We start from the raw sequence: 20,031 nt of genomic DNA, 5'->3' as shown, positions 1-20,031 counted from the left end.
ATGAAGCTGCTGATCATCAGGCGGTCGCGTCTGTTGCGGTTAACGCTCTTGCAACCAAATGCCGCCCTGCGCATTTGTGCTGCATGAGGTTTGTATATCAATCGCTGGGATTTCTGCTGATCGCGCTGGGAATCCCGCTGTTCTGGACGCCGCTTCCGTTCGGTCTGGTGCTGATCGCGATCGGCGCCGCATTGATCTTGTCTAACTCAGACAGCGCCCGTCAGCAGGTGCGCGGTTGGCGTGAGAGACATCCCAAATTCAATAGCTTCATGAGCAAGGCGGAACGGGTGACGCCGCACCCGTTCGACCGGATCTTGCAACGCACGGAAGTGGACTAGCCGTCCGCTGACAACGCGTCTTCAACGGGCGAGACACGTTTGGCGTCGATGACGGCTGCGGCGAATTCTGGCGCGCCGCTCTCCACGCCCAGGGTTGCGCCCATGCGCACGATGACGAGATCTTCAGACGGAATGACAAAACCGCGCTGATCCTGGAAGCCCTGCATGGCGACGGTGTCGTCGGGCAAGCCCTCGACATTGAGCCAGAAGCCAGAGCCGTACCAGTCCACCGTCGGCGTGCCCACATAGGTCAGCCAGTTGGCCGGGATGATCTGCTCATCGCCCACCCGTCCATTGTCGAGATAGAGCTGACCCAGCCGCGCCCAGTCCTGGGCGGTGGCGTACATATAGCTTGACCATTGCAACGTGCCGGACTGATCGGGCTCGAACACCACAGAATTCATGCCCAGGGGCTCAAACAGCCAGGCGCGCAGCGTTTCGACCTTCTCTGTCAGCGTGTCGCCCATGAACTCTTCCATCGCAGCCCCGGCGAGGATGGTGTTCACGCTTTGATAGCTCCATTCCTCGCCCGGCTCGTGCAGCTTGTTGCGCGACGCGGCGTAGCTGGCCATGTCGGCCTGGGTCATGAGCATTTCGGAATTGGGATCGTGGCCGTTATTGAGTTCGAAACCGTCGAGACCGCCTGTCATGCGCAGCATGTCGTCCAGCGTGATGTCCGGCCGGCCCACGGCGTTCAACTCCGGCGACAAGCCTTCGGCTCGCATGTCGATCAGTCCGCGCTCCACCAGCACGCCAGCAAAGGTCACGGCGGTGGATTTGGTCATCGACCAACCGAGTAGCGGACTGCGCGCTTCTACACCCTCGGCATAGCGTTCCGCCACCAGCCGCCCATCGTGCAGGACCAGCGTGGCGAGCGTGTTGCGGCCGTCCTCGATAAACGCGTCGTCCATAGCCGCATCCAGCGCATCCGCATCAAAATGCGCGTCACGCCAGGCCGTGTCGACTTGCATCAGTTCGGAAGGGGGCGGCATGGGGATCGTCAGATCGGCGTCAAACTGATCACGGTCATGCACCAGGGTGCAGCCCAGCCCGTCCCGGAAGACGGCGGTCTGGCGATAAAACAGGCCGAGAATGGCGCTGCTCGCTGTGCGCGCCTCAACATCGACGTCCAGGCTGATCACATTTTTCGCTGGCCCGAGAAGCGGGTCGACATAAACCGTTTTGGCCCGCTCCGGATCAAGGCCCGAGACAAAGGTCAGCGAACAAGCCTGCTTGGCGGTGAGTCCGGCGCCCGAGGGCAGATAGATTCGGCCCCAAGTGGATTGACTGACATAAAGCCAGCCGCCAACCAAAAGTGCGGCGATCAGCACGATCACCCAGACAAGACGGCGCATTGAAACCCCTCCCTTTTTTCTGAAGGTCCGCGCGCTTTGGGGCGGGGTCAAGCCGCTTGTAAGGAAATATGTTCGGTGAAATCATTCACTAACTAAATTTAAACACGTGAGGGCCTAGGTTGAGATCATAATCTCTCCTGTGAGCACTCACTTGATCGGGCGGACCTGTGGTCCGCCCGTTTTTCTACGTCTGTTCAGGTGTTTCGCACCGGCTCAAGCACGTCATGCCAGTCCGGGGTCTTGTTAATCTGGGCCTTGGCGAACGGGCAGAGCGGGATGATCTGAACGCCGCGCGCGCGGGCGTCTTCCACTGCGCGTTGAACCAGCGCCTTTCCCACGCCCATGCCGCGCCAGTCATCGGGGACGCCGGTATGGTCAATAATGATCATGTGATCATTGGCGATGGAGTAGGTCAGCTCGGCGTCGGGCTTTCCTGCTGACTTGACCACATAGCGGCCTTTGGTTGGCGAACGCTCTTCGGTAATCGTGAAATCCGACATGCCAGCTCTCCTGCGATCTGTTGCATAGAACTGTACGCGCACAGGATTGCGCGTGTCTGTGGCGATATTGGAAAGTGTGGGTTTCTGAAAGACTGGCGGGGCAGCGCTGCGCCGCCCCGCCGCCCGCGTTACTCAAATTTCGAGAAGTCGGGCGTCCGGCGCTCCATGAAGGCCGTCACGGCTTCCTTGAACTCATCTGTGCGCAATTGCTCAGCGAACAGGCCGCCCTCACGCACAATGCGATCCTTGATGTCTTCGGGCGGCAGGTTGATCAGCATTTTCGCCGTTTTCACCGCACCCGGCGCCAGCTGGGTGATTTGCTGGGCGATGTCCATCACCGCCGCGTCAAAGCCTTCGCTGGGCAAAATCGCGTTGATCAGGTTTTTCGCTTCGGCCTTTTTTGCATCCCATTTCGCGCCCAGCAGCAGCATTTCGCTGGCCACGACGCGCCCGACACTGCCGGGCAGGATCTGGGAAGAGCCAAACTCCGGCGCCAGCGCCAGATTGACGAAGGGGGTCGTGAACACTGCCCGCTCAGTGGTGTAAACAAGATCACAGTGCAGCAAGAGCGTGGTGCCGATGCCGACCGCCAGTCCGTCCACCGCCGCGATCACCGGCTTTTCGCACATCATCAGCGCCATCATGAAGCGCTCGACGGGCGGGGTTTCGCCACCGCCGATATGGGGCGGAGCTTCCATGAAATCCATCAGGTCATTGCCGGCGGAGAAACAGCCCTCGCTGCCGGCGATCACCACGACGCGGATGTCAGAGCGGGTGTTGGCGTCTTCCAGGCCGTCCGCCATCGCCGAATACATGGCGCGGGTGATGGCGTTTTTCTTGTCAGCGCGGTTAAAGCGCAGGGTGCGGACGCCGTTTGCGTCGCTCACATGGATCAGATCGGTCATTGCGCCATCCTTGAATTCTTTGGGCATTAATTGGCTCCATAGGGGCAGACGAGGACGTGGGAATCAAACACCGCGCCCAGCAAAAGCTGATCGCCAGCTCGCGTCGCCACGGACGGGGAATCGATCGCTTCGCCTGAATCCGCAAAGACGGTCGTCCAGTCTCCTGTTTGCGGATCAACGCGGACCGCTTGCGCAGGCGCGCGCGCCGCAGGGTCGGACTGGTGCGCCAGGAAATCAAATACGCTGACATTGCCCGCGATATAGAGCGCGCCGTCCGTACCGATCTCGATATTATCAAGGCCGAGCGGGATCGGATGCCTGGCCGTCCGGGTCAGCTGCGCCGTATCCGCATCGCGGTCAAAGACATGCAGCGTGCGTCCGATAAAGCCTGAGGCATAGAGCTCTGAGCCGTCAGCGTTGATATTGACGCCGTTGGCGTAGGCGAGGCCTTCAGCGACGATCCTGCCGTCCTGTCCGTCATAATAGCTGATCGACCCCAGCGGCAGGCCCAGAAAAGCTTCCAGATATCCCATCAGCGTATCGCCGAAATAGACGTCATTGGTGGCGTAGAACTGGTCTGGTCCGACCCCGACAATGTCATTGGGCGAGCGCAGGGCGTCATAGCTGACGGTCTGAAGGTGAGACAGCGCGCCATCTTCGGCCACGTCATAGATCAGCACCTGATGGCCGCTATAGGGATGGCTGATCACAAACAGGCGGGCGAGGGGGGCGCCGCTTTCGCTCGTTCCGCGCCACAGGCTGATGCCGTGCGGGCGGAAGTCCGCGGGCGCATCAATGGAGACCAGCCGGACGCTCTCGGCGTCGTCAGGGTCAAACACATAGATGCCGTTGCGCGGGCTCATCTCGCCAGAGCGTCGCTCGGCTGCGGACACGAAGACCAGTCCGCTCACAGCGTCATAGGTCACATCTTCCGTGCCCGGCGCGATCTCGACCGGCATGCAGGCGGCGTTGTCGGTGTATTCAGGATGGCTTAGCACCCCGCTTGCCCGGGTGACCACATAGCCGACGCGCACAAGACCCAGCACCAGGGCGACGCCGAGAATCCCCAATATCAATCGAACCATGTCCCATCCTCCCCAACTCTTATTGTTTATGAAGGAAGGCTACGCCGCAGTGTGAACGTCGTCCAGAAATTGAACATGGGCGGTTTGATTATTCGTCGCGATCAACCGCAAGCCGGGTCAGAGCGTCATAGACCACGGCCGCGTCAGGCTCGCCCAGTTTCTCATCGAGCTCGGCATTGAACCCGCGCAGCACCTGGTCGGCGCGCTCTGCCGCGCGGCGGCCCGCTTCTGTCAGGTCCACCAGGGCGCCGCGCCGGTCGCTCGTATCCTTGCGTTTCATGACCAGTCCGGCGGTCTCCATCCGGTTGATCAGGCCCGTCACCGCCGGCGCGCCGAGCGCCAGCATCTCGCCAATGGAGCCCAGACGCCGCTCGCCGCGCCTTAAAAGCAAGAACAGGACAGCGGATTGGCTAGCGGTGACATTGGCTTCGGCGCGCAAACGCGCATCCGCTTCCCGGCTCAGACGCCGGGCGGCGATTTCGATCAGCAAGAAGAGTCGCCGGTCAACGGCGCGAACACGAGCCATGCTTGTTTTGTGTCGCGATTCATTCGGGTGTGAAAGACTTGACCCGCTTTTGAACAGGGGCAGGGCCTGAAAAATAAAACGAACCCCTCTTCCCTCGGCTCCCTTTTGCTGCTTGCTTAAGCGCTTATTGAACGAAGGAGCGCGATCATGACGTCCGTCACCCAATTGTTTGATCTGAGCGGCAAGACCGCCGTCGTCACCGGCGGTACGCGCGGCATTGGCGAGATGATCGCTACGGGGTTGCTCAAGCAAGGCGCGCGCGTCTTCATCACCTCGCGCAAGCCTGACGCTGTCAAAGCCGCCCAAGAGCGCTTGTCGGAATTTGGCGAGGTTCACGCCGTCCCCTCTGACCTGTCGACGAATGAAGGCGGGCAGGCCTTCGCCAAATGGCTGTCTGAGCAGACGGACGCCATCGACATTCTGGTCAACAATGCCGGGGCGACCTGGGGCGCGGCGCTGGAGGAGTTTCCCGAAGACGGCTGGGACCGGGTGATGGATCTGAACGTCAAATCCATCTTCTTTCTGACCCAGGCTTTGCTACCCCAGCTTCAAGCAGCGGCGAAAGCGGCGGGCCGAGGACGGATCATCAATATCGGCTCCATCGAGGGCCTCGCCGTGCCGATGATGGAGGACACTTACGCCTATCCCGCCAGCAAGGCGGCGGTGCACCATCTGACCAAGGTGATGGCGCGGCGTCTGGCGCGCGACAAGATCACCGTCAACGCCATCGCGCCGGGCCCGTTTGAAAGCAAGATGACGGCCTTTGCGCTGAGCAATCCCGAAGGCCGTGACGCCGTTTCTGCGCATATTCCGCTGGGCCGGATCGGCGCGCCGGAGGACATGATCGGCCTGTCGGCGTTTCTGGCCTCGCCCGCGTCTGATTACGTGACGGGGCAGATTATCGCGCTCGACGGCGGCTACGCCAATCTGCGCTAGTCCATCTCAGGCAGGCCGCGGGGCTCGGCGTGAAAGCGCCAGACCCGCGCCGCGCCCACATCCTGATCTTCCAGATCACCGGCTCTGGGCGCCTCAAACCGGGCCATGACGCGCAGCCTGTCCTTGGGCAGGTAGGCGCGGCCCGGATCGCCGATCAGCACGGTCGCGCCGCGGTCATGCAGGCTTTCAAGCCAATCCGTGATCGCGGCGCCCGCCTCGGTCTCGTAAAACAGATCGCCCGCCAGCACCACGTCCCAGCCATCGTCACAGCCCACCAGGTCAGCGTGCAGCACTTGCATGTCAGCGTTATTGAGACGGGCGTTGGCGCGAGCGGCGTGAGCTGCAAAGGGATCGATCTCGCTTGCGGTCACCAGATCCGCCCCGGCCTTGGCGGCTGCGATCCCGGCTATGCCGCACCCGCACGCAAAGTCGAGCACACGCTTGCCGTCAACCAGCTCTGGCTGGTCCATCACCAACCGCGCCAGCGCCTGCCCGCCGCCCCAGGCGAACGCCCAGAACGGGGAGGGCAGACCTTGGGCGATCAGGGCGTCTTCGTCCTCGCGCCACAGCTGGCTGGCCGGGTCAGCGAGATGAAAGCGAAGCTCAGGCGTCAGAGGCGCGCTGGCGATGCGGCAATGCGCCTTTAGAACCTGATCAGGCGTCAGCAGCTCAGCGGGCTTCGCCGATGGCGCTGGCGGCTTTGATTTCGGTGAGTTTTCCGGTGTCGACATCATACATGAAGCCGTAAATCGGAATGCGGTCCGGCACCAGCGGGTGATCGCGCACGCGCTTCACATCTTCGATGACGGCGTCAGCGGCGTCCTTGAAGGTCAGCCAGTCCACAGTTTTGCCCGCGTCAGAGCCGTCAGTTCCACCAGGGTCGGTCCAGCCGTCCGGGCCGGGCGTCGCTGTGTTCAGGCTGGAAGCGAGCAGATCTTCCATCGTCTGTTGATCAAACAGAGCCATGCCGCAATCGGTGTGGTGAATCACAAAGAACTCTTTCGTGCCCAGCAGCTTGTGGGAGATGACCAAAGACCGGATCGCATCGTCGCTGGCGCGGCCGCCCGCATTGCGGATCACATGCACATCGCCGAGCTCGTATCCAAGCGCTTCGGTCGGGATGATGCGCGCGTCCATACAGGTCAGGATCGCGGCCTGCTTGGCGGGCGGGATCGGCTTGCCGCCCCGGTCAAATCCAGCTGCGTATTCGGCGTTTGCGCGCGTGGCATGAGTGTAATTGTCATTGCTCATTGTCTGATCCTTTCAAGGATTGCAGCTCAGGCGTTGTTGGGCCGCGGCACGAAATTGAGGGCGATGCCGTTATTGCACCAGCGCTGGCGCGTCGGGCGGGGGCCGTCGTTAAACACATGGCCCTGATGGCCGCCGCAGCGCGCGCAATGATATTCGGTGCGCGGGGTCCAGAGCCGATAGTCGGGCTTGGTGGCGACGGCGCCGCGGATCGGCGTCCAGAAGCTGGGCCAGCCCGTGCCGCTCTCATATTTGGCTTCAGAGGAAAACAGCGGCAAGGCGCAGCCCGCGCAGACGAAAATCCCGTCGCGGTGCTCGCGGTTCAATGGACTTGTCCCCGCGCGCTCGGTGCCTTCCTGGCGCAGGATCCGGAATTGCTCGCCGTTCAGGCGCTCGCGCCATTGCTCTCGCGTCAGGCTCGCAAAGTCGATATCCGCTTCTCCCCAGGGCGTGATGCCGGGATGGTCAAAGAGTTCGACCTCCATGCCGTCTATATCGCTTTGCCCGAAGGCCGGGCTTGCAAAGGCGGCAAGGCCGGTGGCGAGAAACAGGCGGCGGCTGAGCGTGGTCATGATGAGCCTCCTCTTGGCGTCATAACCCACATTTATGCCGGAACCGCCTCATGGCCAGTCACATGCTGGTGAAGCCCGGATGCAGGCTTAGAGCGCGCCGAGCAGAAAGGCGGCCGCCAGCAAGAGCCCTGTGATCTGGTTCGCCTTGAACCGCCGCAGGCATTCACGCCCGTCTTCCGGGTCCAGCTTGCGGGTCTGCAAGAGCAGGTGCGCCGCGAAGACAGCGAAGACGGGCGCGAACATCAGCCCGGCCCCCGCAACCAGCCCCGCTAGCGCGGCCAGCGCCGCCGCCAGCAGATAAAACACCAGAACGCCCAGGCTGATCTGGCCGCCGAGAGCGCGGGCGGAGGATTTCACGCCCACCAGGGCGTCGTCTTCCATATCCTGACAGGCGTAGATCGTGTCATAACCCAGCGTCCAGAACAGGTTCGCCGCGTATAGCAGCACGATCTCGGGCGCGAAGGGCGTACCGAGCGCCGCCGCGCCCGCGACCAGAACGCCCCAGTTGAAGGTCAGGCCCAGCCAGGCCTGCGGCCACCAGGTAATGCGCTTCATGAAGGGATAGCCCGCCACCAGCGCCAGCGCGCCAAGCCCCGTCAGGATCGCGGGCAGGGGCAGCTGGATCAGCACCAGCAGGCCCACCCCGCATTGGGCGATCAGAAAGGCCCAGGCCTGTTTCAGGCTGACAGTGCCCGCCGCCAGCGGACGATCCGCGGTGCGGGCGACCTGCGCGTCGATATCGCGGTCGATGATGTCATTGTAGGTGCACCCCGCCCCGCGCATGGCGATCGCGCCGATCCCGAACAGTATCGCCCAGTACAGATCAAGCCAGTCGAGTCCCGAGCTGATGCTGGCGATCGCCAAACCCTGCCAGCATGGAATCGCCAGCAGCCAGAAGCCCACAGGCCGGTCATAGCGCGCCAGCCGCAAATAGGGGCGCAGGGCGGAGGGCGCCCGGTCCACCCAGGAGGTAGGAACAGAGTCGGCGACGCGGCGATCAGGGGCGATGGTCATCCGGCATCGATAGCGCGCCGCGCGCCGGTTCGAAAGAGCCTGAGGGTCGCAAGGCGGGCAGATTTTCCACTCGCCCCGCGCGGGCTCTCTAGTCCAGACCCGTAACCGCGATAGTTTTGGGATTGGTGAAGGCCAGAAGCCCGTCGCGCGCCAGTTCGCGGCCATAGCCTGATTTTTTGACGCCGCCGAAGGGCAGGCGAGGGTCAGAGGCCACCATCTGGTTCACATAGGTGGAGCCCGCTTCCAGATCGGTGCAGGCGGTCTCGATCTCGGCTGTGTCTGTCGACCAGAAGGACGAGCCAAGGCCATAGGGATGGTTGTTCGCGATGGCGATGGCGTGATCGACGTCTTCAGCTTTGAACATCAATGCGACAGGGGCGAAAATCTCAGCGTCAAAGCCCGGCGTGCCGCGTGGAATGTCGGCCAGAACGCCCGGCGTCAGAAAGGCGTGATCCTTGCGTTCGGGCGCAAGCAGCACACGGGCGCCGCCATCAATCGTTTGTCGCACCAGGTCATAGACTTCATCGGCGGCGTCTGCGCTGGCAAGCGGGCCGATATCAGTGCTGTCCTCCATCGGGTCGCCGATTTTTAGCGCTTTCATGGACTGAACGAATTTGGCGGTGAATGTGTCGTAGACATCCTGATGGATGATGAAGCGCTTGGCGGCGATGCAGGACTGGCCATTGTTCTGTGTGCGGGCGGTGACGGCGCTCTCGACCGCTTTGTCGAGATCAGCGCTGGGCATGACGATGAAGGCGTCAGAGCCCCCAAGCTCCATGACCGACGGTTTGATCGCCTGCCCCGCCAGAGCGGCCACCGCTGAGCCTGCGCCCTCAGACCCGGTCAGTGTGACGCCGCGTATGCGATCATCGGTGATAATGGCTTCCGTCTTGTCCGAGCCGATCAGAAGGGTCTGGAACGCGCCTTCGGGAAAGCCGGCTTTTGAGAGCACGTCAGCGATTTTGAGCGCGCTGCCCGGCACGGCGGAGGCGTGTTTGAGAAGTCCGGGATTGCCCACTGCCAGATTGGGCGCGGCGAAACGGAAGACCTGCCAGAACGGAAAATTCCACGGCATCACCGCAAAGACCGGCCCGATGGGCAGGTGGTAGAGGTGACACTCGCCCTTTTCTGGCGCGTGGATGGGATCAGGCTTGAGCGTGTCCGGCGCTTCATCGGCATAGTACCGGCACACCCAGGCGCATTTCTCGACCTCGGCGCGGGCCTGCCTGATCGGCTTGCCCATCTCTTGCGTCATCAGCTCTGCGATGGCGTCGCGTTGATCATCAAGCAGGTCCGCCGCCTTGCGCAGGGCGTCCAGCCTGGCGTCCATCCCCATGGCTTTGAGCTTTTGCACCGCGTTCACAGCGCGCGTCAGCGCCACCTCGATCGCGGCGTGTCCATGGGCGTTGGCTTCAAACACCGTGTCGCCGGTATAGGGATTGACGGACTTCATGGCGGGCTCCTTTGGCCGGGGCGGTTTCAGGTGCGGTTCGCGCGCCGTGTCAGCGTAACACAGAGGTTGAACGTGCGCGCCGCGCCGCTAGAACGCAATTCATGAGTGTCGAACCGCGCCTTTTCATCGATGCGCCGCTGACTGACGGCGCCCGTTTGGGCCTTGATCGGGACCAGGCCCATTATCTGGTCAATGTCATGCGCCGCAAACCGGGCGATGGCGTGCGGCTGTTCAATGGCCGCGATGGCGAATGGCGCGCCGAAGTGACGAGCGCTGACAGGAAACGCGCCAGCGTACAAATCGTTCACCAGCGCCGGCCCCAGAGCGCGGCGCCGGATATGGCGCTCTTTTTCGCGCCGGTGAAAAAGGCGCGCACCGATTTCATCGTCGAAAAAGCGACCGAGCTGGGCGTGTCCTCGATCACCCCGGTCATCACCCAACGCACCCAGTCTGACCGGGTGCGCACCGACAGGCTGCAGGCGCTGGCGCGTGAAGCGGCGGAACAGACCGAGCGTCTGGACCTGCCTGTGATTCATGAGCCGGTGAGCCTGACGCAGATGCTCAAGGACTGGGAGCCCGATCGCACCTTGATGTTCGCCGATGAAAGCGGGGACAGCCAGACCGAGCCCTGGGGCGGCGAGCATGGCCGGGCGCTGCCGATTCACGCGGCGCTGTCGGGGCGTGAGCGCGGCGGCAAATGGGCGTTGGTGACCGGGCCTGAGGGCGGGTTCTCCGTTGAGGAGCGCACGTTGCTGCACGCGCAGCCGTCCGTGCTGCCGGTCAGCCTGGGGCCGCGTATTCTGCGCGCGGACACCGCCGTTGCAGCGGCCTTGTCGGTCTGGCAATCCGTCCTCGGCGATTGGTGATGTCGCGCCTGCGTCCTCACACCCTTGTGACCGAAAACCTGTTTCCCTGCTTGCCGTAGGGAGATTGGACCCCTAACTGTGCGGCCACACTGATTTGCCTTGGCGGGGAGACCACCACCCATGAGCGGCACCTATAACGCAGGCGGCGAAGGCCCCCCGATCGAGACCAAATCCCAGCTGATCGGCCATATCGCCGCAGGCGAAAAGCCCAAGGATCAATGGCGCATCGGCACCGAGCATGAAAAGTTCGGCTTCGCGCTCAAAGACCATGCTCCGCTGCCCTATGAGGGCGACGGCCCCAGCGTGCGCAAGCTTCTGGAAGGCCTGACGCGCTTTGGCTGGGACGCGGTTGAGGAAAACGGCAAGCCGGTGGCTTTGAAGCGCGAGGGCGGCTCGATCACTTTGGAGCCGGGCGGACAGTTCGAGCTGTCGGGCGCGCCGCTTGAAACCCTCCATGAGACCTGCCGCGAGGTGAACGGGCATTTGCGCGAAGTGCGCGAGGTGGCTGACGCGGTCGGCGCGGGGTTCCTGGGGCTCGGCTTCTCGCCGAAATGGTCTCTGGAAGAGACTCCGATGATGCCCAAGGACCGCTACAACATCATGAAGGCCTACATGCCCAAGGTGGGCACGCTGGGCCATCAGATGATGTTCCGCTCCTGCACGGTGCAGACCAATCTCGATTTCAGCTCCGAAGCGGACATGGTCAAGAAAATGCGCGTCTCACTGGCGCTGCAGCCCATCGCCACCGCGTTGTTCGCCAATTCGCCCTTCGGCGACGGCAAGCCCAACGGCTTTCTGAGCTATCGCGCCCATGTGTGGACCGACACCGACAATCACCGCACCGGCATGCTGCCCTTCGCCTTCGAAGAGGGTTTTGGCTATGAGCAGTATGTGGACTGGGCGCTCGACGCGCCGATGTATTTCGTTAAACGCAACTCGGTTTATCAGGACGCCTCGGGTCTGAGCTTCCGCGATTTCCTGAAGGGCGAGCTGCCGATCCTGCCCGGCGAGCTGCCGGTCATCTCAGACTGGGAAGATCATCTGTCGACGCTCTTTCCCGAAGTGCGCCTGAAAACCTTCCTGGAACAGCGCGGCGCCGATGGCGGGCCGTGGAACCGGCTCTGCGCGCTGCCGGCGTTCTGGGTGGGGCTTCTCTATGATCAGAGCGCGCTCGATGCGGCATGGGACCTCGTCAAGGACTGGACCGCGGACGAGCGTGACGCCCTGCGCATCGGCGCGGCGAAAACCGCGCTGAAAACCCCGTTCCGCAACACGACGCTACAGGACATCGCCCAGCAAGCGCTCGCCATCTCCCGCGCGGGCCTCAAAGCGCGCCAGCGCCTGAACGCCCATGGCGAGAACGAAGCGCTGTTCCTCGATGATCTTGATGAGATCGCCAAAACCGGCGTCAGCCCCGCCGAACGCCTGCTCGAGCGCTATCACACCGCCTGGAATGAAAGCGTCGAACCGATCTTTGACGAGGCGGCGTACTAATCGTCGTTGAAACCCCGGCCAAGCGTGGCGCAGAGCCGGGGCCTCCATCAGGATAGGGCGCTTTATGCGGAGAGAGGTCCCGGGTCTTCGCGATGCTCGCCCGGGAATTCAGCTTCGTTGGCTATTGTCATCCCGGACGCGAAGCGATCCGGGATCTGCCGGAAACACTCTGTTTTGATCACAGAGACGCCTGCAGTAGATCCCGGATCAAGTCCGGGATGACGGGGAGGGGGTATCTGAAACCTCCTCTTCCCCGGCGAAGGCCGGGGCCCAGAGCCGGAGATGCAGCGCTTGATGACCTCTGGATCCCGGCCTTCGCCGGGAAAGACGGTGAGGTGAGAAGGGGTTCGCTCTGTCCCCTCCCGCTTCCGTGAATACCCCTACTGCCCCAAGGCTCTTGCGAGTCTGCGGCGTGCGTGGTGTTTTGCGCGGTAGTATTTTCTTCATGAAGTTGATCGCGGCCCCTTTTTGACAGACGCATGAGGGGCGTCGGGCCGTGATGGGGAGGACCTCAATCCATGAATATCATCGTTCTGGCGGGGATCGTGATCACGATCGCCACCGCCATTCCGGTCTTTTTGGAGATGCGCAAGCATCCCCGAGGCCTGCACATTCTGTTTTTCGCCGAGATGTGGGAGCGCTTTTCCTATTACGGGATGCGCGGCCTGCTCATCTTCTATCTCACCCAGCACTTCCTGTTTAACGACAGCCTCGCCAGCGCGCAGTACGGCGCCTATACCGCGCTTGTGTATCTGCTGCCGCTTCTGGGCGGGTATCTGGCGGACCGTTACTTAGGCAACCGCAAGGCGATCGCCTTTGGCGCGCTGCTCTTGGTGGCCGGTCACGCCACCATGGGGATTGAGGGCGAGCCTGCGACCCAGTCGCTAAGCTATCAGGGCCAGCAATACGAGCTGGTCGCTGAAGGCCGCGGCTCCATGCGTGAAGTGGCGCTGGACGTGGATGGCGCGCTCTATCAGTTTTCCGCCAATGGCGACGGCGATTTCCTGATCGCGGACCTGCCGGCTACGGCGTCAATTCCGTCAGTGCTGCCCCAAGGCGAGTTTGAAATTCTGGAAGCCGAGCGCGACCGCACCTTCCTGAACATCTTCTATTTCGCGCTGGCGCTGATCATTGTGGGGGTGGGCTTTCTGAAAGCGAACATCTCCTCCATCGTCGGCCAGCTCTATGAAGAGAATGACCCGCGGCGCGATGGCGGGTTCACGCTTTACTATTACGGCATCAATCTGGGCTCGTTCTGGGCCGCCATTCTGTGCGGCCTTCTGGGCGAGACCGTGGGCTGGTGGGCCGGCTTCGGTCTGGCCGGTCTGGGCATGGCGCTGGGCTGGATCGTGTTCGTGCGCGGTCGCGCCCTGTTCTTCCTGCCGGGCAAGAACCTGATCGATCATGTGGGCAATCCGCCCAGCGAGGAGAAGCTCAAGGCCAAGGCGCTGGGTCCGCTCAACACCGAATGGCTGCTCTATGGCGTCGGTCTGGTCACCGTGGTCGTGGTCTGGTTCATGGTTCAGGCGCACACCGTGCGCTTCACCCTGCCGGGCATGGGCGAACAGGATTTGCTGGCGCTCTTCTTGCTGATCGGCGGCCTGGGCTTTCTGGGCTATATGGGCGTCTATATGGCCAAGAATTGCACCAAGGTGGAGGCGCAACGCCTGATCCTGGCGCTGATCCTGATCCTGGTGTCGGTGGTATTCTGGGCGCTCTTTGAGCAAGCAGGCTCGTCCATGAACCTGTTCGCGGCGCGCAACACCGATCTGTCGGTGGGCCCGTTCGAGATCACCGCGTCACAGACACAATCCTTCAATGCCGGCTTCATCTTGCTGTTCGCACCGGCGTTCGCCGCGCTCTGGGCGTTTCTCGCGAAGCTGCAGAAGAACCCGAACACGCCGCTGAAATTCGGCCTTGCGCTGGTCCAGGTGGGTCTGGGCTTCATGGTGCTGGTCTGGGGCGTGCAGTTTGCAGGCGATGATTATCGCGTGCCGCTGATCTTCCTCGCCGGCGCCTATTTGCTGCACACCACCGGCGAGCTGTGCCTGAGCCCGGTGGGTCTGTCGGCCATCACCAAGCTCAGCCCCGCGGCGGTCGTGTCCACCATGATGGCGGGCTGGTTCCTGTCCTCGGCCTTCGCGCAGTATGTCGCTGGCATCATCGCCACCTTCACCGCTACCGACACCGTGGCGGGCCAGGTGCTTGATCCTGAGCGGGCGCTTAACGGCTATGCCTCTGTGTTCGGGTCGATTGGTCTGTTCGCGATCATCCTCGGCGTTGTGTTCGGGGTGCTCAGCTTCTGGCTGAAGGGCCTCGGCCATGGCCGCGCGGAAGACCAGATCAGCGCCAAGGCGGAAGCCGCCGGCCCTGATCAGGACGCCCGCGACCTCTTGTAAGCGAGGTCCTGGCAAGAATGAGAAAGCCCCGGAGCCTGGCTCCGGGGCTTTTTTAATGGCTCAGCTGGGCGCGGCGGTCGCCCGGGCAGCGCCAGTTCTCGGGGCCGGGGTCGATCTGCGCCCGACCGGTACGAAAATCGATGGTCAGGGCCGTGCTCTGTAATAAGTCGAGCCCGACAATCATGGCCGGGCGGTGCTGCCAGCCCATGGCGCGAAACACATCCAGATCCGCTTCGTTGACGGCCATGCGCCGCAGGCACACACCGCCCAGCCGGAACTGGGTCAGAATAACCCGGTCTTCAGTTTCGACGGCGCGCGGAATACGGGTCATATTGCCCACATTGACCACGCTGACCGGCGTTCGGCGGTTGAGCTGTCGCGCCAATTCCCGGTTGACGAGCGTGATCGGCGAGCCAGTGTCGATCAGCACCGCAATATCATCCTCGATCCGCCGCGCCTGCGCTGCGCCCACCAGCACCTGCCGCACGGGGTCGATGCGGGCGTCGGCGTGCCGGGGCTGCTGCGTGTTCAGGCTCAGTCGCGCCTGTGGATAGTCGAGCTTGATCACGCGACCTGTGAAGGCGTTGCTGCCCAGAAGGCCGAATAATTCCAGCTGAAGATCGGGCGGGGTGGGGGTGACCACCATGTCGATCTCGCCAAGGGGCAGGGCGCCCAGTCGCAAATCGGCCAGGATGTGACGCTCGGCCTGAACCTCAGCGGTCAGGGTTTGAACTGCATCCAGCCGTTCTTGCGTGCTGATGAAGCCGTGCGCTTCCGCCAGGCTCTGGGCGATGGCGGTGTGGCTGGCGCCGGTGTCCGGAGCGAAGGGGTAGGGCCCGTCAGGCCCGATGAAAACCGGAGCAACGAAATAGCCGGACGCCGTCCGTTCCAGTTCGATCACGTCTGACTGGGCGGTGGCGGCGCCCGCAAAAGACAGGGCGACAGCAGCGATCACGCGCAGGATCCAATTCATGACGACCTCCTCCCAGCAGGATCACCGGATCGGATGCATCGCCCGGCGTTTCGCCTGCTGTCTTGAGTCTATCAGATTGAACGGCGCATCAGGATTACAATTCGGACGTGTCAGAAGACCCCGCGCAAGGCAAAGGTCACGAACCCGTCTGAGTCCTGCTCGCGCCGTTCCAGCTGAGTCGGGACGCCGATATCCCGGCTCACGGGCCAGCGATAGCGCTCTCGCCCGTTTTCGCCGCCATTCAGATCAAGCCCCAGCCGGGCTGTCATGCCGCTCCAGATCTGTTTTTCCACAAACACATCCAGATTGCCCCGAGCCGCGGAGGTGCGGCTGAATTCGCGCCGCCGATAAAAGTCCTCATCGCCCTGGACAGAATAGTCAAAACCCCACGCCGCGCCCCAGTCAGGCAGATCCTGACGGAAGTCGAGGCTGAAGCGCCAGTCTTCATCGCCGCGGAAGCGTCGGTCATCGCGAGTCACCGGATCGGGCACATTGGTATCGCGCAGACGACCGCTCAGCACCAGCAGCCCGCCGCTGATCCCCAACCGATCGGTGGGCAGGTCAGCTTCAAACTCGATCCAGCTCCGCTGGCCATCACCCAGATTCCCCGGCGCGTCGCCTGAAATGCCGACCGGCACATTATCCAGCACACCCTCAACCCATTCATGACGCAGGATCACGGTGAAAGCGCCTTCTTGCCAGAAGCGGCGGGTCCACTCGATCTGAGCGGCGGTGGTGCGTTCAGGCTCCAGATTGGGATTGCCCAGGCTTTCCGTATCATCGACCACATCCACAGACGAGATGAAGTCTCCAAAGGACAATTGCCCCACACTGCGGCGCAAATTGAAACGGATCTGATCGGCCTCACGCGGGGTCCAGGTCAGGGTCGCTTCGGGCTTGAAATAGGTGAAGGTGCGTTCCTTCTCGGCATCCCCGGTCTGGGCGATGCGGCTGAATTCCACGGCAGCCGTGGCGTCCAGCGTCCATTGCGGCGACAGACGCCACAGCTCACTGACGCCCGCATTGACCCGATGCTCCTCAACCCGTGTGTCGGACACTGGCAGGACCACTTCGATCTCGCCTGCGCCGCCATCTACAAACAGGTCAAAATCACCTTCAAGGAAGTTGTATGCGCCCTCCAGAATAAAGGTGCGTGAACGGGACGCTGTATTGGCGCGCCGGGCCTCCAGACGCAGAACGGTCTCGCCTTCGTCCTCGGTTTCTGTGATCCGGGTGACATCGTCGAGCGCGCCTGTGGGGGCAAAGTCTACAAACCTGTCATTGCCCTCTTGCGTGGTCAGTCGTTGAAGCGCAGTCAGTTTCAACGACCAGACTTCGTTGAGGCGATGATCGTAATCGGCGGACACTTCTGTTCCGTATTCTTCCGTCTCAGAGCGGCTGGCGGCAGAGCCGAGCAGGACAGATTGCGCATTCTGTTCAAACCCGGATCGGTTTGCCGCAAAGCTCCACGCCCAGGCCCGCGCATCCACCCGCAGGCTGTGCCCTGCATCAAACTGGCGCTGATAGCCCACAGACGGGGTCAGGTCCCAGAACCGCTCCTGAAAACGGTCCTGAATCTGGCTGTCGAGTTCTAAACCGTTGGTCAGGTCAAAAGTCCGCCGGAGCTCATCGCGACCATTGGCGTGACCGGCGAGGTCGATCGCGAGGGTCAGTGTGGCGTTCGGTGATGTCCGCGTCATGGAGGCCTCGCCCCGCGGGATCAGCCGTCCGCTTTCAAACAGCCGGCCCTCGCCGGACCAGGCGCCGCTCCAGCCGCCTGAGCGATCTGTGATCACGTTGACCACCTGATCCTGCCCGGCCATGTCGATTCCGGGAATAGGGGACCGGATCAGTTCCACCCTCAGAACCGTGGCGGCCGGCAAACGCTGCAACAAGGTTGTCACACCGGCTTTCGAGCTGGGACGGCGACCATCAATCAGGACATTGCCCAGGGCTGAGTCCAGCCCGCGACCGCCATTCCCGCCCTGCAGATCAAATCCGGGGACTCTGGAGACCAGATCCAATGCCGTTTGCGGGTTAAAATCCGCAAAGAAATCCGGCTCGTAGGACAGCACAGCGTCCGCCTGCTCTGATCCGGGCGAGACTGGGCTTTGGGCGATGGCGGGCGTGGCGCTAAGGCTCAGCGCCATCAGGCAGGGGTACAGCATCTGTTTCATGGCGCGAGACACTAGGTCCCGACGCCAAAAAAACAGATAATGAATCGGAAAGAATTCTCACATTTGTGTGAAAAGGCCGATCAGAAGGCGCCGCGCACGCTCAGGAAGGCTTGCGGGCCATTATCGAAATACCGCTGCTGATGCAGGCGTTCGATCCCGTCAGCCCGCGAGCCGTCATAGAAAATGAGGTCCTGGCGCTCGGTGGTGTCGAGGATGAAATTTGCGCCCAGACGCGTCGTCAGACCGAACCAGCGCGTGGTCTCCACATAAACATCCAGATCACCGCCCGGGCGTTGAATGTTGGTGAAGCGGCTCACCCGGTAAGAGGATGCGTCAGACAGGTAGAAATAATCCCAGCCCCAGGCCAGTTGGCGTTCGGGGAAGGTCTGGCGGAAGTCAAAGCTGACTTCCCACTCGGAAATCCAGGACCAGGAACGCTCCACGCCCGTGACCGGGTCATCCACATTGCTGTCAAACCATTCCACGAACCCGTCGAGCGTGGCGTTCTGCAGGCCCAGCCAGCCCAGCGGGCTGGTCCATTCCAAAGTCACCCGGTTTAGAGAGCCGTCGCCGATATTGCCCGGTGCGTCAAACACCTCTGTCGGGGTGATGATGGCGATGTAATCGTCCAGATCCTGACGCCAGACCCGGCCCAGCGTCAGGGTGACGGAGGCGTCTTCGTTGAAGCGCTGCTCGAACTCCGCTTCCAGCGTCCAGTCGGTCTGCGGGCGATAATCGGGATTGCCCACATCGACCTGATCGGAGTTCAGATCCACAGAGCTCGCGAAGTTGCCAAAATCTAGCTGGTCTACATTGCGCTCAAGGCTGACGCGCACACGGCGCTGGTCGCCGGGCCGCCAGGTCGCGCTGGCGCGCGGCTTGAGATAGGTGAAGGTGCGCGATTGACCGGCCGAGCCGGATTGGGAAATCTCGCTATATTCATAGCGCAGGCCGCCTTCCATCGAGAAGGCGTCATTGAGCACCCAGACAGCGTCTGCAAACACTTCGCCGCGTACTTCTTCGACACGGGTGTCGTTGACGGGCAGGGGGATTTCCTCAAAGCCCGCGCCCAGATCTTCAAACAGGGACAGGCTGGCGTCCAGGGCGTTGAAAGCAGCTTCTGCGCCGAAGGTTAGCGAGTGTGCGTCCGTCAGCGTCCAGTCAAAACTCTGGCGCAGGGCGGTTTCTTCTTCGGCGTCCTGGTAAAAAACCTGCACACGCTCAATGCCGTTGGAAAACGTGTTCACGCTTTCCACCTCAGGACCGTTGTCACTGTCAGACCGCGTCAGCAGGAAGGTTGTGGTTGAGGCCAGGGCGTCCGACCATTGATGCTCGAGCGTGGTGGATAATCCCGCTTCCCAGCTGCGCTCGTCATTTTTTTGCTCGACATAAGCGGCGGGCGTGGGGGCGCCGTCAACATAATCAAAGGCGAAGCCGGAAATGATCCGGCGCCAGGCGCGAAACTCGGCGTTCGCATTGACGCGCACCTGGGTGTTCGCGCCCAAAGGTGTCGAATAGCTGATCGAGGGTTCGATAAAGCGAAAGCGTCGCTGATCATTGTATTGCTCACGCGTCAGCCGGACGCCGTCAGGCCGGGCCGTTTCAAACGTGCGGTCATTTGTTGGCCCCCGTGTGTTCCAGTTCAGTCCCAGGGTCAACTCTCCAGACCCCACAGGCCGGGTGACGGCGCTTTGAAACTCAGACACGAGGCGCGAGGAGTTATGGTAAAATAGCGTGTGATCAAAGCTGGCGCGGGTTCCGGCGCCCTCGACCAGAATGACATTGGCGAGCTGGCTGAAGCCGCGCATTTCATATTCGGGCAGGGGTTCGCGGATCAGTTCAATGCGCACCACCTGAGCCGCCGGGATGCGCTGCAGCACCGTGCCCAGTCCCAGCGTCTTGTCTGAGGGGCGCACGCCATTGATCAGCAAGTTGCCAAAGGCGTCCGCCAAGCCGCGTCGACTGGTATCGCCGTCAGACAGTGAAAATCCCGGCAGCCGGTCGATCATATCGCGGGCGTTGACCGGGCTGAACTCGGTAAAGAAGCTGGCCGGGTAGGCGAGAATGGCGCCGTCAGCCTCCCCTTCGGCGAGCACAGGCTCTGGCGCATCATCGGCCAATGCGGGTGCGGACAGGACTAAAAGGAAGGCGAGCGGCGCTATTCTGAAAGACATTCTCTATCCAGCCTTG

18 protein-coding genes are annotated in these 20,031 nt (G+C 62.3%); 5 read left to right on the top strand and 13 right to left on the bottom strand.

All coding sequences use genetic code 11. The annotated features are described in order from the left end of the window. The first annotated feature begins 83 nt into the window (after positions 1–83). The gene (locus ACP154_RS01375) at positions 84–338 is read left to right on the top strand and encodes a hypothetical protein (RefSeq protein ID WP_421857517.1); all 255 of its coding nucleotides are present in this window, start codon (positions 84–86) and stop codon (positions 336–338) included. On the opposite strand, the gene ACP154_RS01370 is transcribed toward ACP154_RS01375, so the two are convergent. From ACP154_RS01370 to ACP154_RS01350, 5 genes are all read right to left on the bottom strand, one after another. Beyond that, the gene (locus ACP154_RS01370) at positions 335–1,693 is read right to left on the bottom strand and encodes a serine hydrolase domain-containing protein (RefSeq protein ID WP_421857519.1); all 1,359 of its coding nucleotides are present in this window, start codon (positions 1,691–1,693) and stop codon (positions 335–337) included. The two genes, ACP154_RS01375 and ACP154_RS01370, sit on opposite strands and share 4 nt — an antisense overlap. A gap of 194 nt (positions 1,694–1,887) precedes the next feature. Beyond that, a complete protein-coding gene (locus ACP154_RS01365; protein ID WP_421857521.1) occupies positions 1,888–2,193 on the bottom strand; it encodes a GNAT family N-acetyltransferase in 306 nt (101 codons plus the stop codon). Positions 2,194–2,321: 128 nt separating this feature from the next. Then, positions 2,322–3,098 (bottom strand): enoyl-CoA hydratase, encoded by a 777-nt coding sequence (locus ACP154_RS01360; protein WP_421861419.1) that lies wholly within the window; start codon positions 3,096–3,098, stop codon positions 2,322–2,324. A 26-nt stretch (positions 3,099–3,124) separates the two neighbouring features. Then, on the bottom strand, positions 3,125–4,183 hold the full coding sequence (locus ACP154_RS01355) for a strictosidine synthase family protein (protein WP_421857523.1): 1,059 nt from the start codon (positions 4,181–4,183) through the stop codon (positions 3,125–3,127). Between the two features lie 88 nt (positions 4,184–4,271). Then, positions 4,272–4,709 (bottom strand): MarR family winged helix-turn-helix transcriptional regulator, encoded by a 438-nt coding sequence (locus ACP154_RS01350; protein WP_107711328.1) that lies wholly within the window; start codon positions 4,707–4,709, stop codon positions 4,272–4,274. A 147-nt stretch (positions 4,710–4,856) separates the two neighbouring features. On the opposite strand from ACP154_RS01350, the gene ACP154_RS01345 reads away from it, so the two are divergent. Further along, positions 4,857–5,645, top strand: coding sequence for a glucose 1-dehydrogenase (locus tag ACP154_RS01345; RefSeq protein WP_421857525.1), 789 nt, complete (start codon positions 4,857–4,859; stop codon positions 5,643–5,645). Here the strand turns inward: ACP154_RS01345 and ACP154_RS01340 are convergent. The 5 genes from ACP154_RS01340 to ACP154_RS01320 form a co-directional block, all read right to left on the bottom strand. After that, the gene (locus ACP154_RS01340) at positions 5,642–6,379 is read right to left on the bottom strand and encodes a class I SAM-dependent methyltransferase (RefSeq protein ID WP_421857527.1); all 738 of its coding nucleotides are present in this window, start codon (positions 6,377–6,379) and stop codon (positions 5,642–5,644) included. The genes ACP154_RS01345 and ACP154_RS01340 overlap by 4 nt on opposite strands. Then, positions 6,315–6,896: a beta-class carbonic anhydrase gene (locus tag ACP154_RS01335; protein WP_421857529.1), complete on the bottom strand. Its 582-nt coding sequence runs from the start codon at positions 6,894–6,896 to the stop codon at positions 6,315–6,317. Before ACP154_RS01335 ends, ACP154_RS01340 begins: the two co-directional genes overlap by 65 nt. Before the next feature lie 26 nt (positions 6,897–6,922). Continuing rightward, the gene (gene msrB / locus ACP154_RS01330; RefSeq protein ID WP_421857531.1) at positions 6,923–7,465 is read right to left on the bottom strand and encodes a peptide-methionine (R)-S-oxide reductase MsrB; all 543 of its coding nucleotides are present in this window, start codon (positions 7,463–7,465) and stop codon (positions 6,923–6,925) included. A gap of 87 nt (positions 7,466–7,552) precedes the next feature. Then, positions 7,553–8,479 carry a 4-hydroxybenzoate octaprenyltransferase gene (gene ubiA, locus ACP154_RS01325; RefSeq protein ID WP_421857533.1) on the bottom strand — a complete coding sequence of 309 codons (927 nt, stop codon included), beginning with the start codon at positions 8,477–8,479 and terminating at the stop codon, positions 7,553–7,555. A gap of 88 nt (positions 8,480–8,567) precedes the next feature. Further along, positions 8,568–9,932 carry an NAD-dependent succinate-semialdehyde dehydrogenase gene (locus ACP154_RS01320; RefSeq protein ID WP_421857535.1) on the bottom strand — a complete coding sequence of 455 codons (1,365 nt, stop codon included), beginning with the start codon at positions 9,930–9,932 and terminating at the stop codon, positions 8,568–8,570. Between the two features lie 101 nt (positions 9,933–10,033). On the opposite strand from ACP154_RS01320, the gene ACP154_RS01315 reads away from it, so the two are divergent. The 3 genes from ACP154_RS01315 (at position 10,034) to ACP154_RS01305 (ending at position 14,691) form a co-directional block, all read left to right on the top strand. After that, the gene (locus ACP154_RS01315) at positions 10,034–10,798 is read left to right on the top strand and encodes a 16S rRNA (uracil(1498)-N(3))-methyltransferase (protein ID WP_421857537.1); all 765 of its coding nucleotides are present in this window, start codon (positions 10,034–10,036) and stop codon (positions 10,796–10,798) included. Between the two features lie 120 nt (positions 10,799–10,918). Further along, the gene (locus ACP154_RS01310; protein WP_421857539.1) at positions 10,919–12,292 is read left to right on the top strand and encodes a glutamate--cysteine ligase; all 1,374 of its coding nucleotides are present in this window, start codon (positions 10,919–10,921) and stop codon (positions 12,290–12,292) included. 518 nt (positions 12,293–12,810) lie between these two features. Continuing rightward, positions 12,811–14,691: a peptide MFS transporter gene (locus ACP154_RS01305; protein WP_107711319.1), complete on the top strand. Its 1,881-nt coding sequence runs from the start codon at positions 12,811–12,813 to the stop codon at positions 14,689–14,691. Between the two features lie 52 nt (positions 14,692–14,743). On the opposite strand, the gene ACP154_RS01300 is transcribed toward ACP154_RS01305, so the two are convergent. The 3 genes from ACP154_RS01300 to ACP154_RS01290 form a co-directional block, all read right to left on the bottom strand. Then, positions 14,744–15,664: an aspartyl protease family protein gene (locus ACP154_RS01300; protein ID WP_421857541.1), complete on the bottom strand. Its 921-nt coding sequence runs from the start codon at positions 15,662–15,664 to the stop codon at positions 14,744–14,746. A 110-nt stretch (positions 15,665–15,774) separates the two neighbouring features. Then, the gene (locus tag ACP154_RS01295; RefSeq protein ID WP_421857543.1) at positions 15,775–17,841 is read right to left on the bottom strand and encodes a TonB-dependent receptor plug domain-containing protein; all 2,067 of its coding nucleotides are present in this window, start codon (positions 17,839–17,841) and stop codon (positions 15,775–15,777) included. Between the two features lie 80 nt (positions 17,842–17,921). After that, the gene (locus tag ACP154_RS01290) at positions 17,922–20,015 is read right to left on the bottom strand and encodes a TonB-dependent receptor plug domain-containing protein (protein ID WP_421857545.1); all 2,094 of its coding nucleotides are present in this window, start codon (positions 20,013–20,015) and stop codon (positions 17,922–17,924) included. Positions 20,016–20,031: the final 16 nt, after the last annotated feature.

It is taken from the genome of Oceanicaulis sp. (assembly GCF_965249665.1).
In the GTDB taxonomy this organism is placed as follows: Bacteria; Pseudomonadota; Alphaproteobacteria; order Caulobacterales; family Maricaulaceae; genus Oceanicaulis.
The sequence above is the reverse complement of the archived record's forward strand: the minus strand, read 5'-3'. Positions and strand labels throughout refer to the sequence as shown.

Bases quoted from the DNA above. Each gene is read 5' to 3' on its own strand.
- ACP154_RS01375 (WP_421857517.1), top strand. From the start codon at position 84: ATGAGGTTTGTATATCAATCGCTGGGATTTCTGCTGATCGCGCTGGGA.
- ACP154_RS01370 (WP_421857519.1), bottom strand. From the start codon at position 1,693: ATGCGCCGTCTTGTCTGGGTGATCGTGCTGATCGCCGCACTTTTGGTT.
- ACP154_RS01365 (WP_421857521.1), bottom strand. From the start codon at position 2,193: ATGTCGGATTTCACGATTACCGAAGAGCGTTCGCCAACCAAAGGCCGC.
- ACP154_RS01360 (WP_421861419.1), bottom strand. From the start codon at position 3,098: ATGACCGATCTGATCCATGTGAGCGACGCAAACGGCGTCCGCACCCTG.
- ACP154_RS01355 (WP_421857523.1), bottom strand. From the start codon at position 4,183: ATGGTTCGATTGATATTGGGGATTCTCGGCGTCGCCCTGGTGCTGGGT.
- ACP154_RS01350 (WP_107711328.1), bottom strand. From the start codon at position 4,709: ATGGCTCGTGTTCGCGCCGTTGACCGGCGACTCTTCTTGCTGATCGAA.
- ACP154_RS01345 (WP_421857525.1), top strand. From the start codon at position 4,857: ATGACGTCCGTCACCCAATTGTTTGATCTGAGCGGCAAGACCGCCGTC.
- ACP154_RS01340 (WP_421857527.1), bottom strand. From the start codon at position 6,379: ATGATGTCGACACCGGAAAACTCACCGAAATCAAAGCCGCCAGCGCCA.
- ACP154_RS01335 (WP_421857529.1), bottom strand. From the start codon at position 6,896: ATGAGCAATGACAATTACACTCATGCCACGCGCGCAAACGCCGAATAC.
- msrB (WP_421857531.1), bottom strand. From the start codon at position 7,465: ATGACCACGCTCAGCCGCCGCCTGTTTCTCGCCACCGGCCTTGCCGCC.
- ubiA (WP_421857533.1), bottom strand. From the start codon at position 8,479: ATGACCATCGCCCCTGATCGCCGCGTCGCCGACTCTGTTCCTACCTCC.
- ACP154_RS01320 (WP_421857535.1), bottom strand. From the start codon at position 9,932: ATGAAGTCCGTCAATCCCTATACCGGCGACACGGTGTTTGAAGCCAAC.
- ACP154_RS01315 (WP_421857537.1), top strand. From the start codon at position 10,034: ATGAGTGTCGAACCGCGCCTTTTCATCGATGCGCCGCTGACTGACGGC.
- ACP154_RS01310 (WP_421857539.1), top strand. From the start codon at position 10,919: ATGAGCGGCACCTATAACGCAGGCGGCGAAGGCCCCCCGATCGAGACC.
- ACP154_RS01305 (WP_107711319.1), top strand. From the start codon at position 12,811: ATGAATATCATCGTTCTGGCGGGGATCGTGATCACGATCGCCACCGCC.
- ACP154_RS01300 (WP_421857541.1), bottom strand. From the start codon at position 15,664: ATGAATTGGATCCTGCGCGTGATCGCTGCTGTCGCCCTGTCTTTTGCG.
- ACP154_RS01295 (WP_421857543.1), bottom strand. From the start codon at position 17,841: ATGAAACAGATGCTGTACCCCTGCCTGATGGCGCTGAGCCTTAGCGCC.
- ACP154_RS01290 (WP_421857545.1), bottom strand. From the start codon at position 20,015: ATGTCTTTCAGAATAGCGCCGCTCGCCTTCCTTTTAGTCCTGTCCGCA.